Source organism: Pseudomonas campi (genome assembly GCF_013200955.2).
Taxonomy (GTDB): domain Bacteria; phylum Pseudomonadota; class Gammaproteobacteria; order Pseudomonadales; family Pseudomonadaceae; genus Aquipseudomonas; species Aquipseudomonas campi.
The window spans coordinates 2,154,253-2,173,266 of sequence record NZ_CP053697.2 but is presented as its reverse complement, the minus strand read 5'-3'; the positions used below and the strand labels follow the sequence as shown (position 1 = coordinate 2,173,266).

Sequence of the window (19,014 nt, the reverse complement as noted above, 5' to 3'; positions counted from 1 at the left end):
GTTCTCCTAGACGTCGATCTGGCCGGCCATCTGCTGCAGCTTGATGACCACGAACTCGGCGGGTTTGAGCGGGGCGAAGCCAACGAGAATGTTCACCACACCTCGGTTGATATCGCTCTGCGTGGTGGTTTCGCGATCGCATTTGACGAAGTAGGCGTCGCGCGGACTGGAGCCCTGGAATGCGCCCTGGCGGAACAGGTCCTGCATGAAGGCGCCGATGTTCAGGCGGATCTGCGCCCACAGCGGCTCGTCATTGGGTTCGAACACCACCCACTGGGTGCCGCGAAACAGGCTTTCCTCGAGAAACAGCGCCAGGCGCCGGATCGGCACGTACTTCCACTCGGAAGCCAGCAAGTCCGCCCCCGCCAATGTGCGCGCGCCCCAGACCAGATGACCGGCTACGGGGAAGCTGCGCAGACAGTTGAGGCCGACGGGATTGAGCACACCGTTCTGCCGGTCGGTCATGGTGTAGCTGAAGCCCTGCACCCCGGAAAACGATGCAGCCAGGCCGGCCGGAGCCTTCCATACGCCGCGCTGCACATCGGTACGCGCCATGATCCCGGCCACCGCACCGCAAGGAGCGAACTCGGCCAGGCGATTCTCGGACAGCGGATCGGCCATGCGCAGACGCGGGTAGTACACCGCGGCGTTGATCGCATCGTCGTTGCCGATCGTGGCACGCAGCGCGTTAACCCCATCTTCGGCGTCGGCTATGGCTGTGCTCGGGCTGGCGGTCCAGGCCGCCGGGGCATCGATGATCAGTACCGCGCGGCGCGTTTGGCAGTAGCTCGCCGCCGCCGCCAAAGTGGCAGGATCGAGGTCGGCCTCGCGGGTGAGGGGAGGGATGCACAGCAGGTTGAACAGGTCGGCCGCATCCAGCGCGAAGATGCCGGTGCGCTGGTCTTCGTCGCCAGTGATTTCGGCGTCCTCAATGGGGTCGCCGTCCTCGCCGAGGACGCCTGCCGCCGTGGCGGTGCCGTCGTCATTGGCTACGGCTAACGTGCCGTCAGTGGGACTTTCATCAACCGGCGCCGAGGCCTGGACGTTGACCAGCGCGGATTGCTCGTTGAGTACCGTATCGACAAAGCGCGGGCTGAGCGGATCGACCGAGAGGTTGCGAAACACCTCGGAGGCAACAGTCACAGTGCCTCCAGGCCGGTCCAGTTCTTCGATCAGCAGATTGAACAGCAGCGGATCTGCAGTATCGCGCGTCAGGTGATCGACCGTGGCCTGCAGGCGGCTGCCCCAGACACCGGGGCTGGCGGCTTCGAGCAGCAGCGAACCGCCAGCGGTCGGTAGCTCCAGCGTCGCGCTAACAGCCGCGTTGTCTACCCGAACGATCAAGGCGTCGCTGCCGCCATGCTGAAAGAACTGCAGCACCGCATAACTCAAGGTACTCGGCTGCCAGAGACCGCCAAACAGCCTGGAATACTCGGCGAAACTCTGGACTCGCACAGGGTCATTGACCGGCCCGCGTAGCGCGCGACCGATGAACGCCGTGATCGAGGTAGCGACGCCGGTAATGCTGCGCACGCCGCTGGGCACTTCTTCGATATAGACGCCTGGATAACTCAGGTTGGAAGGCATGAGCTGAACTCCTCAGAGGTAATCTGATGCCCGGCCTAATGCATAGATGGCGCGCAGACCGGGCATGGAACTACTCGGTGCACAAATTGGATCGATGCGGACAATGCGATGCGCACAATCAGGAAAGACGAGCGTCCAGGCCCAAATGCGGCGGAGAGGAAAGTTGCTTCCGTCCTTGAAAACTAGGCGTCAAACGCGGACTGCAGGAGCCCGATTGGCCATACGGCCGATAAATCTATTAACACCATAGGTCAGCGAAGCCGAGCCGCAATGCTGTCACTTTGCCAGGCTGACGAGAGGTAGCTGTACTGGCTTACATAATGCTTCGCATAATGTATATTATGTTAAATTAGATGTTGTGCTTTAGACGTTCATGAGAATCCTAAGGCCCTGATTCGAGTACCCGGAAGTGAATATCTCAATTTCTGCGTACCAATGATCCAAACTGCGGGATTCCTCCCCGCTTTGGAGATTTACTTCGCCTTGGCGCTAGCACGAGCCTTGTGCCGCTACGCGGCTTCGAATCGCGGTCGGAGCTCTGTCGAAATTTAGATAGAGCCTAGAACGCTGGATTTGCTGCCTTTCACGTCTAATGTTCCCTATGCCGTCGATACCGAGCACCTCGAGCATTGAATCGCCCCAGCTTTCCTAGACACTCTCCAAGCTCTGGAAATAGCGCTTTTCAAACTCCACTGGCGATAGCTGCATAGCGCTGCTGTGCCGGCGCTTGGGGTTATAGAACATCTCGATGTAATCGAACACATCACTGCGGGCTTCTTCACGGGTTCCGTAGGTTTTCCGTCGGATGCGTTCCCGCTTCAGCAACTGGAAAAAGCTTTCCGCGACCGCGTTGTCGTGACAGTTACCGCGTCGGCTCATGCTGCTGATCAGGTTGTTGGCCTTGAGGAAACTCTGCCAGTCCGAGCTGCTGAACTGGCTGCCCTGGTCGGAATGGATCATCACTTCCTGCTTGGGCTTGCGCCGCCACACCGCCATCAGCAACGCATCGATGGCCAGGTCGCTGCACATCCGAGGCTTCATCGACCAGCCGATCACTTGGCGAGAAAACAGATCCAGCACCACCGCCAAGTACAACCAGCCCTCATACGTGCGGATGTAAGTGATGTCGGTGACCCAGACCTTGTTCGGTTCACTGACATTGAACTGCCGCTCCAGACGGTTGGGCGAGGCCACCGTCGGCTTGCCACCGTAGTACCCGGGGCGCCGGCGATAACCGGTCTGCGAGCGCAGTCCCTCTCTCCTCATCAGGCGAGCCACACGGTGCCGGCCACAAGACTCGCCCAGCTCACGCAGGTCGTCGTGGATCTTGCGGTAGCCGTAGACCCCGCCGCTTTCCAACCAGGCATGCTTGATCAAGCCCAGCAGACGCTGATCTTCCTTGGCACGCGCGGATTTCGGCTCGGCCAGCCAGGCGTAGTAACCGCTGGGATGCACCTTGAGGGTCTGGCAGAGGCGCCGCACCGGGTACTCCACCGACAGCTTTCTGATAACGGCGTACTTCAGCCGGACTCCTTGGCAAAGTACGCGGCGGCCTTTTTTAGGATGTCTCGCTCTTCAGTCACTCGCTTGAGTTCGGCACGCAGGCGACGCAGTTCGGCCTGCTGATCATCTACCTGCTGCCGCTGTGCTTGCGGCTTGCTGTAGCGCTTTACCCAGGCGTACAGGCTGTGTGCGGACACGCCTAGACGCTCGGCCACATCGGCAACGCGCAAGCCGCGCTCGGTAATATGCTTGACCGCTTCGATCTTGAATTCTTCGGGGTAACGCTGGTTGCTCATGGCACCTCCTAATGGGCCTCATTATGAGGCTTGGAGGTGTCTACGAAACTAGGGGCGATTCACCCACCATCTCCCTAAGAGAGAGGGCGCACTCTGCGCATAGCGCGAGCTCCCGGTGCCATGCGGCAAGACGAGGTTGGTCGCCCCACCTTCAGTTCCCCGCACGCCTCCGTTCAGTCCTGCGCTTTGTTGCTCTGCAATTCGGCGCGACCGTCCTCTTCATTTTCTGCATCGGTGTTATCCCAGATCAGCCGTGGATCGAACATCACCGCGGCCAGCATGGTCAGGACCACCACGCAGCAAAACGCGATTGCACCGGGAGCCGCCTGAATGCTGGCGATGTTGCCGAAGTTGACCAGCGCAACCAGGATTGCGATGACGAAGATGTCGAGCATGGACCAGCGTCCGATCCACTCGATGAAACGGTACATCAAGATGCGTTGCCGGGCTGACATCGGCTGATGGCGCTGCACCGAGTACAGCAGCAAAGCGATACCCACCAGTTTGAAGGTCGGCACCAGGATGCTGGCGACGAACACCACGAAGGCGATTGGCAGCATGTCGGCATGGATCAGCTCCAGTACGCCGCCCATGATGGTCGCAGGCGCGCCGTTGCCGAAGAAGTTGATGGTCATGATCGGCAGCAAATTTGCCGGGATATAGAGAACTGCCGCCGTGATCAGCAAGGCCCAGGTGCGGGCGATGCTGTTCGGCCGGCGCATATGCAATCTGGAGCCACAACGCGAACAGTGCTGAACTTCGCCTTCGCAAAGGTATTCGAGTCGATGACATTCGCCGCAGACCAGAATTCCGGCATCAAGTGCGCGCATGGTTATCTTCCTCTTCACTGAGTGCATCCCACACCTGGTGCGGAGACATGGTCACTTCGAGCCACACCTGAGCCAGCATCAAGGCGATGAAGCAGGCCATGCCGATGCCCAGATGCAGATCGGCCAGGTCGATCAATTTGACGATTGAGACCAGAATGCCGAACAGATAGACCTCCAGCATGCCCCACTCGCGCAGGTGGTGATACGCCCGATAAAGCTGCGTGCCCATAGGGCGCCAACGGGGGAATGGCAGGCTCAGCAGGACCAGAAGCTGGCACAGCAGCTTGACCAACGGGATCAGCATGCTGCAGAGAAAGACCACCACTGCCACGATCCCCATGTTGGAGTGGTACAGCCCCACTACCCCGCTCCACACCGTGTCGACGGCGTTCTGGCCGAGCAGGTTGAGGCTCATGATCGGCAGGAAGTTGGCTGGAATGAACAGCAACAATGCTGTCAGCACCAGAGCCAGGGCGCGGCGATGCATCTGTGCACGGTGTACCACCAGTTCGTAGCCACAGCGCGGGCAGCTGGCTTTCTGCTCTTCACCAACATGCGGGTGATGCATGAGCAGATCGCACTCATGGCAGGCAATCAGGTCCTTCAGCGGCGGTAGCGCTTGCCGGGTATCCACGGGTTGCCCCGATTCCTGAATCATCGCATTGCTCCGTACTCATCACAGGCCGGCTTGGCGGGTGCTGGCCTGCAGATAATACCTGCACAGCTGCAGGTTTAACCCGCTTGGGGTTCAGGTTTCTGAATAATCTGTGCCGCTTTGCCACAGCCTGCGGCGGCTGGCTTCATGCTAGGGTTGGCTTATTCACAACCTGGAGACTTTTTCACGATGCGCCTGAAACTGGCCGCCCTTGCCATGCTGGCCCTGCTGGGCAACTCCGCACTGGCTCATGAGTTCACTGTAGGCAATTTGCATATCGAACACCCCTGGTCGCGCGCCCTGCCCCCCAATGCCCCTAACGGCGGCGCCTATTTCATCGTGCACAACCAGGCGGAAAGTGCTGATCGCCTGCTTGCCGTCAGTACGCCGCGGGCTGCCAAAGCCGAGCTGCACACCCATCTGATGCTGGGCGACGTGATGAAGATGCAGAAGGTCGACTCGGTGAGCATTCCGGCGGGTGGCGAAGCGCGCTTCGCTCCAGGCGGCAATCACGTGATGCTGTTTGGCCTGACCCAGCCACTGGTGGCTGGTGAACGCTTTCCGCTGACGCTGGAATTCGAGAAGGCTGGCAAGGTGGACGTAGAGGTAGCTATCGAAGCCGAAGCGCCTGCCGATACCCACGCCCACCACTGAGTGAGTGCGGCGCCTGCACTCAGTCGCGATCCAGCAAATGGAACTGCGGCAGGCCCAGGTGCCACTGGATGGCCGCGAGGCGCACACCAAGCACCGTCAGCATGGCTATCCCGGTGTCCAGCCAATGCGGCGTCTGCAGCTCACGCAGGGCAATGAACACCAGCGAGCCGAGGATGCAGGCGGTGGCGTAGATCTCTTTCTTGAAGATCAGCGGAATCTCGTTGCAGATGACATCGCGCATCACCCCGCCGGCCACGCCGGTCATCACGCCCATGATCACCGCGGTGCTATAGGGCACATTGTGTTGCAGAGCGACTTCTGTGCCGATCACGGTAAACACAGCCAGACCAAAAGCGTCCGCAATCAGCAGGCCGCGCTCGTGGATCGGCCGGGTCAGGCGCACCCAGAGCACAGTGCCGATGGCTGCCAGCGAGGCAACCAGGATATAGGTGTCATTGCGAATCCAGCTGACCGGGTGGTTATCCAGGATCACATCACGCAGGGTTCCACCGCCTAGCGCGGTGACGATGGCGATCACCAGTACGCCGAACAAATCCATGGACTTGCGTCCGGCCATCAGCGCGCCGGTGATGGCGAATACGGCGACGCCAAACAGGTCGGCCAGGTAGAAAAGCTGTTGCATGGGAACTCAGGCGCCTACGGGGGTGCGCATGGTAACAAACTCCTCGGCGGCCGTTGGATGGATGCCCAGGGTCTCGTCGAAGATCTGTTTTGTCGCTCCTGCCTTGAGTGCCACGGCCAAGCCCTGGATGATCTCCCCCGACTCCGGGCCGACCATGTGGCAACCCAGTACGCGATCGCTCTCGGCATCCACCACCAGCTTCATCAGGGTTCGCTCCTGGCATTCGGTGAGGCTCAGCTGCATCGGCCGGAAGCGACTCTCGAACACCTTGACCTCATGCCCTGCCGCCCTCGCCTGCTCTTCGCTCAGGCCTACGGTGGCGATATTCGGCAGGCTGAACACCGCTGTCGGGATCAGGTTGTAATCCACCTTGCGGTACTCCTGCGGACGGAACAGGCGACGGGCCACGGCCATGCCCTCGGCCAGGGCCACCGGCGTCAGCTGCACACGACCGATCACATCACCGAGCGCGAGGATCGAGGGTTCGTTGCTCACGTAATGTTCGTCGACCTTGATGAAGCCGCGCTCATCCAGCTCGACGGCGGTATTTTCCAGACCGAGATTGTCCAGCATCGGCCTGCGCCCGGTGGCGTAGAACACGCAATCGGTTGGCAACTGGCGACCATCCTGCAGCGTGGCCAGCAGGCTGCCGTCGGCCTGGCGCTCAATCCGTGCGATATCACTGTGGAATTGCAGATCCAATCCCTTGCGGGTCAGCTCATCTTTCAGGTGTTGGCGGACCGCACTATCGAAACCGCGTAGGAACAACTCACCGCGGTACAGCAGTGAGGTCTGCGCACCGAGGCCATGGAAAATAGAGGCGAACTCGACGGCGATATAACCGCCCCCGACCACCAGCACGCGCTTGGGCAGTTCCTTGAGAAAGAAGGCCTCATTGGAGGTGATTGCCAGCTCCTTGCCGGGAATATCCGGCACTTGCGGCCAGCCCCCGGTGGCGATGAGGATATTGGCTGCGCTGTAACGCTGGCCGTTGACCTCGACGTTGTGCTTGTCGAGCAGGCGTGCGTGCCCCTCCAGCAGCTCTACCCCGCTATTGACCAACAGATTGCGGTAGATGCCATTGAGACGCTGAATCTCGCGGTTCTTGTTGCCGATCAGGGTCGGCCAGTCGAAGTTGGGCTGTTCACTGCTCCAGCCGAATCCCTGTGCCTGTTCGAAGGTCTCAGCCAAATGGGCACCGTAGACCAGCAGCTTCTTCGGCACACAACCCACATTGACGCAGGTGCCGCCCAGGTAACGGCTTTCCGCAACCGCGACCTTGGCGCCGTAGCCGGCAGCAAAACGTGCGGCACGTACACCGCCGGAACCGGCGCCGATGACGAAAAGGTCGAAGTCGTAGGGCATGGGTTGTGATCTCCTTAACAGGCTGCCAGCATACCCCAACGTCCTCGCTGAACGTTCGCCGGGAGTGCCAGAGATGCGCCCTAGCCTGACCCATATCGCCCTGCATGTGCCCGACTTGCAGGCCTGCATCGACTTCTATGAGCAATTTTGCGGCATGCGCATCATCCACGAGCGGGCCGGCAAGGGCTCGAAAATCGTGTGGATGGCCGAGCCAGGCAAAGAGCACCAGTTCATCTTCGTGATCATGCCCGGCGGAACGGAGCGCCACCTCGCGGCGGACGATTACAGCCATTTCGGCTTCGCCCTGGACAGCCGCCAGCAGGTCGACGCCGTGGCCCAGCAAGCAGAGTTGGCAGGCTGCCTGATCTGGGCGCCGCGTGAAGAGCCCTACCCTGTCGGCTACTACTGTGGCCAGAATGAAACGATGTAAAGGGAAGCAGCCCTTGCCTAGCCATTCAAAGGAAAGCCCCTTGGCCGCCTGTGAGTAGCTCGCATGAAAAAGCCCGCGTTTAGCGGGCTTTGTCTTTCAAGCAATCTCAAAGCTTAGCGATGGCAGCATCTACATCGGCAATCTCTTTCTCGACTTCCTGCAGCTGCTCTTTGAGCTGCTTGGCCTGTGTTTCAAGCTGAGCCTTACGTACACCGAGTTTCTTCTTGGCTTCCCTGAGAACGTCGGTGATGGATTGCTGCCCATCGCTAGGCGCATTGCTGGTTCCAGACTTCTCCAGCCAACCAACGAAAGTAGCCCGTGCAGGTTGCTTCAGCTCCGGCCAAGCACTTTTGTATGCCTTGAGAAACCCTGCGATGTTTTCCTTGCCGTACTCCTTGTACTTATCAAGTACATGCTCAATCTCTGGCAGCTCCCACTTTACACTTGCCATGCTTCACCTCGTGTCAGATGTATGTGTAAGTGTTGATGATAGACGTCTTTCATCTATCACACAAAATAATCTGCAAAACATGGCGAAAATGTGTTACGACTGTATTGACAAATTCAAGTTGTTCATGGTACAATATACCGTATTAATGAAGATTTAAGTTCTTCATCAGGTAGTAACGCCTCTGTGTTTATCCTCGGTTTCACAGGCAGCTTCTACCGCAGCCTGCCTAGATTCCTAGTACATCCCTTGTACTACGCCACTCTCCATGGCTCCCAAACGTGAATACAACACCTCCTGTTGTGAAGACTCCGCTACCACTTCCTATCTGACATTGCTTGGGAAGTAGTGGTGGGCTAACTGCGTTGACCTATCCGCAGGAGTCGAAGATAGGTCGCTAATACTCCGTGCTGATTCAAGTCAGCCTTCTAAAGACTGTCGTAATGACGGTCTTTCTTTTACATAAGTTCCAAACTGCAACAAAACCATACCTAAACATTATCCAGCACCCAAGGAGGCTTTCCCATGCCCGCTGATCCTATCGACTCGCTCATTGATTTTGAGCTTGTCCAACAAAACCGAAAGACTAACACAAAAGTTTGCCCATGCTGCGGAGTGCGATTCAAATTCACTTACAGTAATAAGTTTACGTGCTCGCCTCAATGTCGACAGTCGTTGTACAGACTCAGATTGAAGGCTCGTGCAGCACAAAAAACAACAGAAACCACAACCACGGAGACAACAAAGTGAAATATGAAAGCAAGCAAACTATCCGCCACACATTCGACGCAGACGAGCTAAAACGTCGCGTAGAAAATGAACTGACCTTCTACCGGAGCCGAGATACTACAGCTCGTCAGCGTGGCGCATTGGTGAAGGTATCTCATAGCAATGCCACTTGGTTCTTGCAGGAGATTGCCGAGAAAGTATTGGCCGGGTACACGCTGGCGGAAGCTTCGCCAATCCTTACCACTTATCCAGAGTTTTCAGCGTTCTATGTAAAGCCTGCAGCGCTGCAACAAGATGATATTGCAGCAATTACAGCTGAGCTTGAAGCGGAGTACAAAGCAGAACTGAAAGCTGCCTATGACTCTCACATTGAAGCAATCGTGGCAGAGACCGTTGCACGTGAAGAAGCTGCACAACGTAAGAAAGAAGACCAAGCTCGTGCAAAACTCATTGAAGCAGCCCGCCGTGATGCAGTTGCCTGCCTAGGAACTTTCGATGCGAGTTGAAGAGCGAAAATATAGCCACAAAGTGCCTATGGCGGCATGGCGTCAAGACGAACCAGACAACACGCTTCCCGAATGTCTGCAGTGTGGTGAGATGACCAGGAAAGGAAGTAAGTGGTGCAGCTATTACTGCCGCTGTGAATATTTCAATAATCGTTGAAAGCCACACCACATCTATTGCTCTCGAAATGTATCCCCCTAAAAGTGGAAAACCCACTGCAAGGCTGTTACATCCCGAGAGCAATAATAACCACCAATACCTAACCGCTCGTGCGTGATACGCACAGGAGAAACCAAATGAAGTCTTGCACCTGCAAGAACTGCGGACACGTTTTCGCAGCTTCAAAGATTCAACCGTTTTGCACTGGCAGTTGCCGCAAGCATTACGGGCTAACACATCCAAAACCCCTAACAGCTAGCCAAGACGGAGCTATCAATGACCAACACCACAAACACAAAACCCTGTAAGCAGAAACTCTGTAAGAACTGCCTACAGCCATTCCAGTACAAACGTAAAACAGCAGAGTTCTGCAAGGAATACTGCAAAAAATCCAACAAGGCGAAACGTCTAAAAGCGCAACAAGAGAAACGGCTATACCGGGCTGAAACGAGTGCATTCTTTTACTACCTTGCGGACGAATGCAGAAGAGCCGGGACTGTTGAGGTACTGCCGGCGACACTGGAAGACTTCCAAGCACTGCACGCCGTTTACAAGTACCGCTTGAAAGCGAACAACTACGGCAGAGATTCAGAGTACAGCATCTGCCACATCTTCCCAGTGCAACACCCTTTTCTTATTGGCACCATTACGGCAGATAACCTTGTCGTTTCTTATAGCAAGTTAAACAGCAAGTACTCCAATACTGCATTTGCTGGAGCTGGTAGAAGTATTTCTCGTTTGTCACTTCTCCCCAAGTGGCGCACAAGTGAAGAGCAGCCCAAAAAAGAAGTCATAAAGATGATTGTTGAATATCTTGGAGCTGACTTTGTAGAGAAAATGCAGCAGTTATTAAAGCTTCAGCCTGCACAAAGACAACAAGTCTTCGACTGGCTAATTGCTCACGCAGACGAAAGAATCCCCTCTGTAGAGAAACTAGAAGCACTAACTACGCAGGAGTTATCAAAGCTGAAAGCCCTTGTATCTGGGAAGGAGAGTGGAAGTTTTGCTTATTCTGACTGGCAAGAATATGGAGCTGTGTTTGGTCACGAGCTACGCCGACTTGTGCAATACAGACCAGAGCTGGAACGAGCTATCGAAGCGTGGGAAGCAACATTAGAAGATTACATCGGTGTTGAGCTATCACGCCACTACGGAAAACTGCCAAAGCGTCTGACAGCAAAACTAGACAAAGTCCTACAGACCATTTATGCAGAGCAATTTTCCATACTGCATGGCTCTCCTGCTAGTCAATTCGTGCAGAAGATTCAAACTCTTGTTTCTGAAGCCAAAGCCATAGCTGCTGAGCCAATAGCGCAGTCTGATATGACGACGAAAGAATGGGCAGATTATCAACACAGACTAATTAAAGATCAGCTCAGAAAGGAGGCAGCGGAAGCGCACGCGCTTTACGTAGAAAAACGCTGGATAGAAACACAGGCTGCGATGAGTCTTAAACAAGCCGCATAACGGATATCAGACACGACAACACCACGCCCTACCTATTGCTCCTAAAACTTATCCCCCTAACAGAGTGTAATCAGCCTGTCAGGAAGTTACATCATTAGGAGCATTAACAACACACGCGACTGATAGTCGCAATTGCTTAAGCGGCACAGCCGCTTAGTGGAGAAGACGAATGACAACAACAAATTATGAAGAACTAGTAGCAAGCCACGACACATGGCTAAAGACGTATTACGCAGAACATCCACCTATCAGGCTTGCTGAGCCAGTGGGCTATGACGGAGAAGCAACATACGTTGACCAGCTGTTTAGCAGATCGGCCACTATTCGTGGAATCTGGCAACCAGTAGTGAAACGCGGCCCCGGCAGGCCACGTAAGGAACTGGCGAAGCCATAGGCACACCCGGTTTAAATTACCTTGAGAATCCCCGGAATAATTGCTTGCTAGCAGGTAACTACTCCGGGGTTTTTCGTTTGTGCCTGCCCTACACGCCAGCATTTCCGGGGAGGTGGTAGCACGCTAGTCAAACTAAACAGATTCTCCTCCGCGTATTTGTTCACCCGCCGCACCAAACCGAACAAAGTTGAAAGGCAGACCCAATAGCTGCAGTCTATGCCCAGACGGACAGGCACAGGGATGGGTAGAGATGGCGTTTTCACTTCGTAACCGCTCAGGCTGGAACAGGCTTTGGATTGTGCTTGCTTTGCTGTGGTGGGGGTGCATTGCTATTGCGTATCTAGAAGATTACCCACGCAGGGCAGAGCTTGATCGTAAGTACGAATACGATCTGTCGTTGGTGACTCAGCCAGAAAGCCCCAGCTCTCTCAATCGCAGTCTCTTGGAGAGGGTTGACGCGATTAGGAATCCCACCGCCCCCGATACTCCACCCCCGCCATCCCAAGCACTGATTGATAAGCGAAGGTACGAAGCTATGTCTGCATATGCCCACGCCATCGATCAGCTACCGCACAGACAGCGCCAGCACTTGCTGCAAGCAGGTGCTGCAGCTCTGGCCCCTTTTGCCGTGTACGCAATTCTCTATCTGCTAGTAGCTGTCGTGTTCTGGATCATCCGAGGCTTCCGCACCCAGCCGTAGTCATTTGGGTGTACCCCGGAGACCACTCGTCACTGACTACAGTCACCCCACATAATCTGTATTCTTTAGGGTTGTATTTGTTATGAATGCACCATATCCTCTCAACATCTAGAGGCTAATGAATACATGGTGAGGAAAATGGCAAAGGTCGGTTATGTACGAGTGAGTTCGGTAGACCAAAACACTGAGCGCCAGCTCGACGGTGTAAAGCTGGACAAGGTATTCACCGACAAAGTCTCCGGTGCCACTACAGACCGCCCCCAGCTCATCGCCATGCTCGACTATGTGCGAGAGGGTGACTGCATTGTCGTCCACTCCATCGACCGCCTAGCACGCTCCCTCGTAGACCTGTTGGCCTTGGTGCAGGAGCTGAATGCAAAGGGGGTACACGTCCACTTCCACAAAGAAAAGCTTGAGTTCACTGGCGACGACAACCCCACACAACACTTGATGCTGTCCATGATGGGCGCCGTAGCTCAGTTCGAACGCAGCATGATCAAAGAGCGCCAGAAAGAAGGCATCGCCAAGGCCAAAGAAGCTGGCGTCTACAAAGGCCGGGTAAAGACAGTTGATGATGACGCCATACGGGCAATGGTCGCTTCAGGCGTCAGCTACCGCAAAGCCGCTGAAGAACTTAAAGTCAGCTTGTCCACGGTGCAGCGAGCAATGAAGGCCGCGTAAGCCTCTGCAATCCCACTCCCTGACGTGCAAACAAAACCCGACCATTGAGCCGGGTTTGTTGTTGTGGGTACTGCAAATATTTCCCGATTCCTAGCGATCAGGGCACCCCTCCCCGGAATCTGCTAAGTCGTCCGGGTGAAGAGATATTCCAGGCCGGACATGGGCAGGATATTTTCACCAGCTACACGCCAGTTTTCATGCTAATTGCACGCTTCTTGCGGCGGGGGCAGATGAGAGTATCCGCAGCACAAATCACAGTTTCTATCGTTTAGAACTCTCCAACCCCAGGTGGGGAGTGATCTATCTGGTGGTCAGCTATTTGAGAGTAACGCCCTCTTGCATCAAGATGCCGTCCAAGCCATACACCCGTTTATAATACGAAACATCCTTTGGGGTCACTGGAATATAAATATACTTCAATTACCAATTAACCTACCCACTCCAAAGACAGAGACTTCTTTCGGAAGTGACACACCAAAATCCAACCAGTGAACCGAATTATAATACTGCTGAGGCCCTTCCATATATTTAACAAGAAGAGCATTCAAGCGAGTTTTAGTGAAACATTTTACACATTTAAGAGCGGCCATTTTTCGGCAAGCATCATTCTCGTGCATCAACAATTGCAACAAAGCATCATCAGCAAGCTTCTTAAAGCTACCATCCGAAAATAACCTAAGTACTTCTTCAAAAACACGCGCAGAAATCCCCATATCCAAAACCTCCAGCTCACGCCCTTTGGATATCATAAGAATGGTCTTTGCAGCAAACCTAGCATTCGCCCCATAAGCACCATCATCCGCGAAGGCTGAAAGTAAACTGGCATAGCCGTAGTCAACATTATCGACCATCTTTAGCACGAGCTCTATATCTTGCCACTCACCATGCTTACCCAAAAAATCGAAATCTTCTTTTCTAGAGGAAACACTACCACTAGATAATACTCTCCGAAAGAACCCTAGATCTTCAAGAGACGCCACAGTTGATACTAAACTCAAGCTCTCCCTGATCAAATTACGTTTTATGTGGCCACTTAAATTCCGCAAAGTGCCTCTAATCGAATCTGAATCTGAGAACCTTGAAAGCCAAAGAACCTGCGCCTCATGAAGATAATCTTCATAACCATCTTCAATCCGAAGCATTAAATCTTTCTTGTACTTTTTCTTATGTCTACTCATTAAAACAATATATGGCATCTCATCCAGCACAACATCATTTTTAATTTTCCGCTCAAGCTCTGCATCCGTAAGAGACTCTAGCAAAGTAACCTTAAATAGCCCTCTGTTTTTATAATGTTTATTCGCAGATAAGCCCAGCCCCACACCCACACCACCCTGCTCACTCTTTAGAATTGCTTCAGCCTCTACCTCTTCAAATTTTCTACCGAGAGAAAAAGCGACTTGCATTGCAGCTAGCCGAACGTCTAGATCGCTATCGCCATAAAAGCGCTCAAGACTTTCTACCTCAATAGCACCCCGCCTACCCAACTCCTTTATAGCCCCCGCTCTAATTAATGCAGCCCTATGCGCCAATGCTGCATTAAGCACACAAGTAGAAAGAGCTGCAGCGTTCTTAAAAATTTCCAACACCAGACCTTCCTTGATAGAAGCCGGCTGCAATTCTATTACAGACTCAAGTGCCTTCTCCCGCCCACTTTTTAAAGCCAAACGAATTAATGCCTCCTTTGCCTCACCATTGGTTTGAGAGTCATTGCGCTCAACCTCTCGCATAATGACGCTTGCATCCTCAGCTTTTCCATAAACAGCTAAATATCCTAATGCGGCCCGTCTTAAATTTATGTCAGCACCATCATTCAACCAAAGTGCCAAATAAAAATCCTTATTAAACACAGGCTCCGTCGGGAACGGCCTTCCAACAAGGGATATTGCTTTAACAGCATTTACTGGGACCGCACCTTTACCAATGACCGTTTGAAAGAACAAACAATCATCGCCCTGTTTATCATCTAAAGAGTTAACCCAGCACCACAAGGGAATATTTTGATGTTCATAGCTCTGAAGAGCACTAGCCACCAACCCATTCAACTCAGCCGTCCCCAAACCAGTATTGGATTTATCAGCAAAGATTAGATTGGAGTCATGTGCGCCTATGTGCTGTATATCATTTCTTGCCTTTCCTAGAACTGACGACAGCAATCTTATTCTGGCTACAGCCTTCTCATCAACAGAAGACTCTTCTACTGGGTATTTTAGCCTCTTAATAAAATCCGAAAAGAAACCAATACTCTCCGGCGGCAAAATTGTATTCTTCGGCTCACCGCCTGAATCATCGCCATTAGAACCTTCAGCAATAGACTCCATACCTTCCACAGAGTCCAGCCCCCCCTCTGAAGGGTAAGCCGCCAGTTCAAAAACATATGCAACTATGCAGGCTCTTAATTTACTTTCAAAATCTGAATTATTAAACTCTTGAAAAAGAACCTCTTTACCTGTAATCATGCGATCTTTGAAGGCAAGAACCTTCTTCAATCCATCACCTGGATCTTTTAAATTATCACTATCAACTTCTTTAAAGAACAGACTTATCTGAGGCTTGTCACTTTCACGCTTACTCTGTAGCGACAAGGTAAATTCTTCCTCGAACCCTGAACTATACCCATCACCATTTCCAGTTGGCGTCCCCCAGCGCTTCCATATCAAACCAATAAATACATCGCACCTCTTCAAATCTTGATTAATTATTTCTTGCGGACGCCCGTACCTAGGTGTTGTATCCTCCCACCCAACAAGCTCAATTTGAATACTTAATCTACTGGAGAGCAAGGCATTCAGCTCTGTAACAATATCCCTTACTTTCAGGCGCTCCGTACCAAGATCGCCCGGAGATCCGAGAAAAATACTTATAACCTTCCTAGTGCTGGCCACTTTAACTCCTAACCCATAATCAATTAATAGAACTACCCTATAAATGCAGAGCAACAACTGCTAAGGAAGCCCGGATCAAGCAATTCAACGTACCCCCTTCCGCCAATCCCAGGGCGGCACCGGGCTAGTGTCAATCCATAGCCCAGCCTTTCTGGCTCTAGCTTCTCTTTCTTCGAATTCGTACTGGTGACGCTGCTGCAATGGCTGCTCTTTGGCATAGCGACGAAACCACCATGCCATCCCCACAGTGAGCTGTGCAGCTCCCGCATCAAGGGTGTGCCCACATGATGGGCAATCAGTTGGAGTAACCCATACAGCACCGAGAATGCGCTTCCAGCGGTCACGCTTGTACCAGCGAACCGTTACCGGCTTACCGTACACAAGGTCAGATAGGTTCTGCTTAGAGCGCTGGCCGAATGGTTGCTTGGATTCTGGGGCATCGATCCCCTGCAGCCGGATTTTCTCCTGCTTACGTTCAGCAGTGAGGCAGGTGATGGTGTCGCCATCCGTTACCCCAACAACCTTGCAGGCAAGCTCGTAGGAGTGCGCATGCTGTGCAGCCCCAAGCACACAGACAAGCAGAAAGGTACTTGCTCGCATGAAGGCATCCTTGTCTCTGGAGAATTATGCAGCCCAGAGTTTACCCAGTTTGCAAGGCTATCAGGCGGTGTTAGTCGGCTGAGTCAGCTGGCATCTTGACGTGCATACCCTGGAACGGGATTAGTAGAGCCACTTACATTCCCCGAACAGGATTAGCAGCATGATCATATGGATTCGAGATCACTGGAAAGCAGTCCTCATACCTGTCGGCGTCGCCTGTTCCGCCATCATCACGAAGGCCATAGATCAGTATTTTGACTTGGGATGGCTCGGCGATTTGGCGGGCTGGATCGTGGCGGCTTGCGCCATCATTTGGGCTGGGCTGATATCACCCGTGACCATGCCGGTCTGGTTGATTGTGCTGCTGGCCGCCCTGGCTGCATTGGCCGCAACCTGGCTAAAGCGTACGCACTCCAAGCTGGCTGTAGCCACGGCAGAGTTGGATGAACTGAAAAACCCTTCGAAAATTGAACTTGAGTTTGATCAGCATGCCGCTGTTTTCTGGCTTGCCGCCCTACGGGAGCACTATGGCAGCGGCAAGGGTATTTTGGTTGACGACCTGGCCAGCTGGATGAACGTCCCAATTGTTACTGTCGAGGCTGTGGTGGATGTATTGCGGAGACAACAGATGTTGGTTCGCTCCCTTCGCACTAATGCGCCTCTGGAGTTGACTGCGAAAGGGAGGGAATACCTAATGCAACCTATCGTGCGGGAAGACTTTGCACGATTCATGGAAAGACGCACAGGCACTTGGCAGGGAGGGGCTCTCAGTGATTAACACGCCATACAGAGCGCTACATGGGCTTCTAGCGAATTGCCTTAGCCCAGAAAAAGACTGGTGCATCTTCGTCGTCTGGCTCAAGGGGGCCATCTGGGTCTAACAGAAGTTCATGACCCGCGTCAGGATGGTTGCTCCCGCCACCGCTGGCCAACAGACTGTCATGTGTGGTGACGGTGCCGTCTGGCATCTTGACGAGGAATGTCTTCCCCTTGCGGTTGTACCCCAGAAACGCCCACTGCTCCCCGCCTGCAACCATGCCGCCCTGATCATCACAGACGATACGATATCCCCCAATCTGCAGAGTCTTGGCCAGTGCCAGCGGATCACCATTGATAGCCGCATACATCTCGGCCACGCTCACCACGCCCTCCCCGCTGTCATCTGGTAACGACGCCAGTTGTGCAGATAACTCTTTACCTTCGACTTTCAGCTGCTCGTACCGGGCCATTACCTCGGGATCATCACCATCTTCGATCAGCGGGAGTAGCCGCCTGCGCTTGGTGGCGTTCTCGTCTATCTGCGCCTCAAGCAGAACACGTTCCTTCTCGTACCCGGAAAGCTTGGTCTTCTGCAAGCTGGTGTAGATGTAGCCGCGCATGGTTTCAAAGAAGACAGCCCCAAGCACTGGCATGGGATAATTTTTGCTGTTCGAGCAGTTCTCTTTGTTCAGGCCACGGGTGTAGCAGCTCATCGATGCGTGCACGCTCTTGGCGTTAGCGTTGCGCTTGGCAAAATTCCCTCCACAGTTTGCACAGACGACCAATCCCGCCAGCGGGTTTACTCTGGCATGAGTCACCACACTCTGATGCTTGAGCATCTTCTGAGCTTGGTAGAACAGCACGTCATCCACAGCAAACTCAAATACGTCTTTGATCAGCTCTGCAGGCGCCCTGAGCTGCTTCTTCCTGCCGTTTTCCACGTCAACACCCGTCAGGGTGTATCGCTGCCAGTGACCAATAGCAGCCGGGTTGGTTAGTAGCTTCCTGACGGATGACGGGTTGGCAAAATGATCAGAATGTTTTCGTGCAAGCTCTCGAATCCCCACACCTGATACGAATGAGGCGAACACATCCCGAACAACTACAACCTCCAGTGCCTCCGCGCCATCCTCAGTCCGTTTTAGCTTCCCTTGGCTGGTGAGCCAGAACGGGTTACGCCGATTGATACCCTTGCCGTTCTTTGCGGCTTCTTCGCGGCCTTGGTAACTGTCCCTCACTCGTCTGGCAAGGTTCTGACTGTACTCATAAGCGCCCATCGCAGCACCCGCCAACATAAACAGCTGTGGGCCGTTTATGCTGTCGCGGTCATATCGCTGGTTATCGCTCAAGGTGATCAGGTCAACGCCCTTCTCGACCACCTTCTCCAGCATGTTCAAGGTTTTGATTGCTGGGAGTCTCGAAAACCTGTCGAGGGATTCGATGATAATCACTGAGCCTTGGGGTATAGCGCCACTCTCCACCGCCTCCAGAATCTTCCCTAGATTTCCGTGCAGGTGATCACCCTTGCTGGCAGACAGGCCAAGGTCTTCATATCGTATGTCTGAAAGCGTGTAATCGGGGTTTCTCGCCACCCACTCGGCGGCCATCCTCCGCTGCCTGCGAACAGAATCCCCCTCCTCCTGCTTCTTGCTGGAGAATCGGACGTAACTGATTGCTGTTGGCATGTTTTACTTCCTACTAAATCCGAACGGCGGGAGGGCTCCC

General features: G+C 53.9%; 16 protein-coding genes. 6 read left to right on the top strand and 10 right to left on the bottom strand.

Features of this window, described 5'->3' with window-relative positions; translation table 11 throughout:
• Positions 1–6: 6 nt before the first annotated feature.
• The 4 genes from HNE05_RS10070 to HNE05_RS10055 form a co-directional block, all read right to left on the bottom strand.
• A complete protein-coding gene (locus HNE05_RS10070) occupies positions 7–1,587 on the bottom strand; it encodes a phage tail sheath family protein (protein ID WP_173206441.1) in 1,581 nt (526 codons plus the stop codon).
• A gap of 648 nt (positions 1,588–2,235) precedes the next feature.
• A protein-coding gene (locus HNE05_RS10065) for an IS3 family transposase (protein WP_173203138.1) occupies positions 2,236–3,386 on the bottom strand; the annotation gives its coding sequence in 2 pieces (ribosomal slippage) (positions 2,236–3,149 and positions 3,149–3,386; 1,152 coding nt in all).
• A 173-nt stretch (positions 3,387–3,559) separates the two neighbouring features.
• Positions 3,560–4,216, bottom strand: coding sequence for a paraquat-inducible protein A (locus HNE05_RS10060; RefSeq protein ID WP_173211651.1), 657 nt, complete (start codon positions 4,214–4,216; stop codon positions 3,560–3,562).
• Positions 4,203–4,874, bottom strand: a complete 672-nt coding sequence (locus tag HNE05_RS10055; protein WP_173206438.1) for a paraquat-inducible protein A — start codon at positions 4,872–4,874, stop codon at positions 4,203–4,205. The genes HNE05_RS10060 and HNE05_RS10055 overlap by 14 nt, the downstream gene beginning before the upstream one ends.
• Before the next feature lie 192 nt (positions 4,875–5,066).
• Between HNE05_RS10055 and HNE05_RS10050 the strand changes: the two genes are divergently transcribed.
• Entirely contained in the window at positions 5,067–5,525 is a 459-nt protein-coding gene (locus HNE05_RS10050; protein WP_240008852.1) for a copper chaperone PCu(A)C, read from the top strand.
• Between the two features lie 19 nt (positions 5,526–5,544).
• Here the strand turns inward: HNE05_RS10050 and HNE05_RS10045 are convergent, their stop codons facing one another.
• A complete protein-coding gene (locus HNE05_RS10045) occupies positions 5,545–6,168 on the bottom strand; it encodes a trimeric intracellular cation channel family protein (RefSeq protein WP_173206432.1) in 624 nt (207 codons plus the stop codon).
• Between the two features lie 6 nt (positions 6,169–6,174).
• A complete protein-coding gene (gorA, locus tag HNE05_RS10040; RefSeq protein WP_173206429.1) occupies positions 6,175–7,533 on the bottom strand; it encodes a glutathione-disulfide reductase in 1,359 nt (452 codons plus the stop codon).
• 73 nt (positions 7,534–7,606) lie between these two features.
• Between gorA and HNE05_RS10035 the strand changes: the two genes are divergently transcribed.
• Positions 7,607–7,963 carry a VOC family protein gene (locus tag HNE05_RS10035; RefSeq protein WP_173206426.1) on the top strand — a complete coding sequence of 119 codons (357 nt, stop codon included), beginning with the start codon at positions 7,607–7,609 and terminating at the stop codon, positions 7,961–7,963.
• A gap of 106 nt (positions 7,964–8,069) precedes the next feature.
• On the opposite strand, the gene HNE05_RS10030 is transcribed toward HNE05_RS10035, so the two are convergent.
• Positions 8,070–8,414 (bottom strand): hypothetical protein, encoded by a 345-nt coding sequence (locus HNE05_RS10030; RefSeq protein WP_173206423.1) that lies wholly within the window; start codon positions 8,412–8,414, stop codon positions 8,070–8,072.
• A 743-nt stretch (positions 8,415–9,157) separates the two neighbouring features.
• Between HNE05_RS10030 and HNE05_RS10025 the strand changes: the two genes are divergently transcribed.
• The 3 genes from HNE05_RS10025 (at position 9,158) to HNE05_RS10015 (ending at position 13,045) form a co-directional block, all read left to right on the top strand.
• Positions 9,158–9,646, top strand: coding sequence for a hypothetical protein (locus HNE05_RS10025; protein ID WP_173206419.1), 489 nt, complete (start codon positions 9,158–9,160; stop codon positions 9,644–9,646).
• Between the two features lie 433 nt (positions 9,647–10,079).
• Positions 10,080–11,270, top strand: coding sequence for a hypothetical protein (locus HNE05_RS10020; RefSeq protein WP_173206416.1), 1,191 nt, complete (start codon positions 10,080–10,082; stop codon positions 11,268–11,270).
• Between the two features lie 1,232 nt (positions 11,271–12,502).
• On the top strand, positions 12,503–13,045 hold the full coding sequence (locus HNE05_RS10015; protein ID WP_173206406.1) for a recombinase family protein: 543 nt from the start codon (positions 12,503–12,505) through the stop codon (positions 13,043–13,045).
• A 416-nt stretch (positions 13,046–13,461) separates the two neighbouring features.
• Here the strand turns inward: HNE05_RS10015 and HNE05_RS10010 are convergent, their stop codons facing one another.
• Both HNE05_RS10010 and HNE05_RS10005 read right to left on the bottom strand, forming a co-directional pair.
• Entirely contained in the window at positions 13,462–15,930 is a 2,469-nt protein-coding gene (locus HNE05_RS10010; RefSeq protein ID WP_173206401.1) for a DUF4062 domain-containing protein, read from the bottom strand.
• An 84-nt stretch (positions 15,931–16,014) separates the two neighbouring features.
• Positions 16,015–16,530: a thermonuclease family protein gene (locus HNE05_RS10005; RefSeq protein WP_173206398.1), complete on the bottom strand. Its 516-nt coding sequence runs from the start codon at positions 16,528–16,530 to the stop codon at positions 16,015–16,017.
• 160 nt (positions 16,531–16,690) lie between these two features.
• Here HNE05_RS10005 and HNE05_RS10000 point away from each other — a divergent pair, with 160 nt between their 5' ends.
• Positions 16,691–17,308, top strand: coding sequence for a hypothetical protein (locus HNE05_RS10000; RefSeq protein WP_173206395.1), 618 nt, complete (start codon positions 16,691–16,693; stop codon positions 17,306–17,308).
• Positions 17,309–17,336: 28 nt separating this feature from the next.
• Here HNE05_RS10000 and HNE05_RS09995 read toward each other — a convergent pair whose 3' ends face one another.
• Positions 17,337–18,974, bottom strand: a complete 1,638-nt coding sequence (locus tag HNE05_RS09995) for a recombinase family protein (protein WP_173206392.1) — start codon at positions 18,972–18,974, stop codon at positions 17,337–17,339.
• Positions 18,975–19,014 lie beyond the last annotated feature (40 nt).

What these genes read in the sequence shown, in the direction of transcription:
- HNE05_RS10070 (WP_173206441.1), bottom strand. Translation starts at nt 1,587, where the DNA reads ATGCCTTCCAACCTGAGTTATCCAGGCGTCTATATCGAAGAAGTGCCC.
- HNE05_RS10060 (WP_173211651.1), bottom strand. Translation starts at nt 4,216, where the DNA reads ATGCGCGCACTTGATGCCGGAATTCTGGTCTGCGGCGAATGTCATCGA.
- HNE05_RS10055 (WP_173206438.1), bottom strand. Translation starts at nt 4,874, where the DNA reads ATGATTCAGGAATCGGGGCAACCCGTGGATACCCGGCAAGCGCTACCG.
- HNE05_RS10045 (WP_173206432.1), bottom strand. Translation starts at nt 6,168, where the DNA reads ATGCAACAGCTTTTCTACCTGGCCGACCTGTTTGGCGTCGCCGTATTC.
- gorA (WP_173206429.1), bottom strand. Translation starts at nt 7,533, where the DNA reads ATGCCCTACGACTTCGACCTTTTCGTCATCGGCGCCGGTTCCGGCGGT.
- HNE05_RS10035 (WP_173206426.1), top strand. Translation starts at nt 7,607, where the DNA reads ATGCGCCCTAGCCTGACCCATATCGCCCTGCATGTGCCCGACTTGCAG.
- HNE05_RS10030 (WP_173206423.1), bottom strand. Translation starts at nt 8,414, where the DNA reads ATGGCAAGTGTAAAGTGGGAGCTGCCAGAGATTGAGCATGTACTTGAT.
- HNE05_RS10020 (WP_173206416.1), top strand. Translation starts at nt 10,080, where the DNA reads ATGACCAACACCACAAACACAAAACCCTGTAAGCAGAAACTCTGTAAG.
- HNE05_RS10015 (WP_173206406.1), top strand. Translation starts at nt 12,503, where the DNA reads ATGGCAAAGGTCGGTTATGTACGAGTGAGTTCGGTAGACCAAAACACT.
- HNE05_RS10005 (WP_173206398.1), bottom strand. Translation starts at nt 16,530, where the DNA reads ATGCGAGCAAGTACCTTTCTGCTTGTCTGTGTGCTTGGGGCTGCACAG.
- HNE05_RS10000 (WP_173206395.1), top strand. Translation starts at nt 16,691, where the DNA reads ATGATCATATGGATTCGAGATCACTGGAAAGCAGTCCTCATACCTGTC.
- HNE05_RS09995 (WP_173206392.1), bottom strand. Translation starts at nt 18,974, where the DNA reads ATGCCAACAGCAATCAGTTACGTCCGATTCTCCAGCAAGAAGCAGGAG.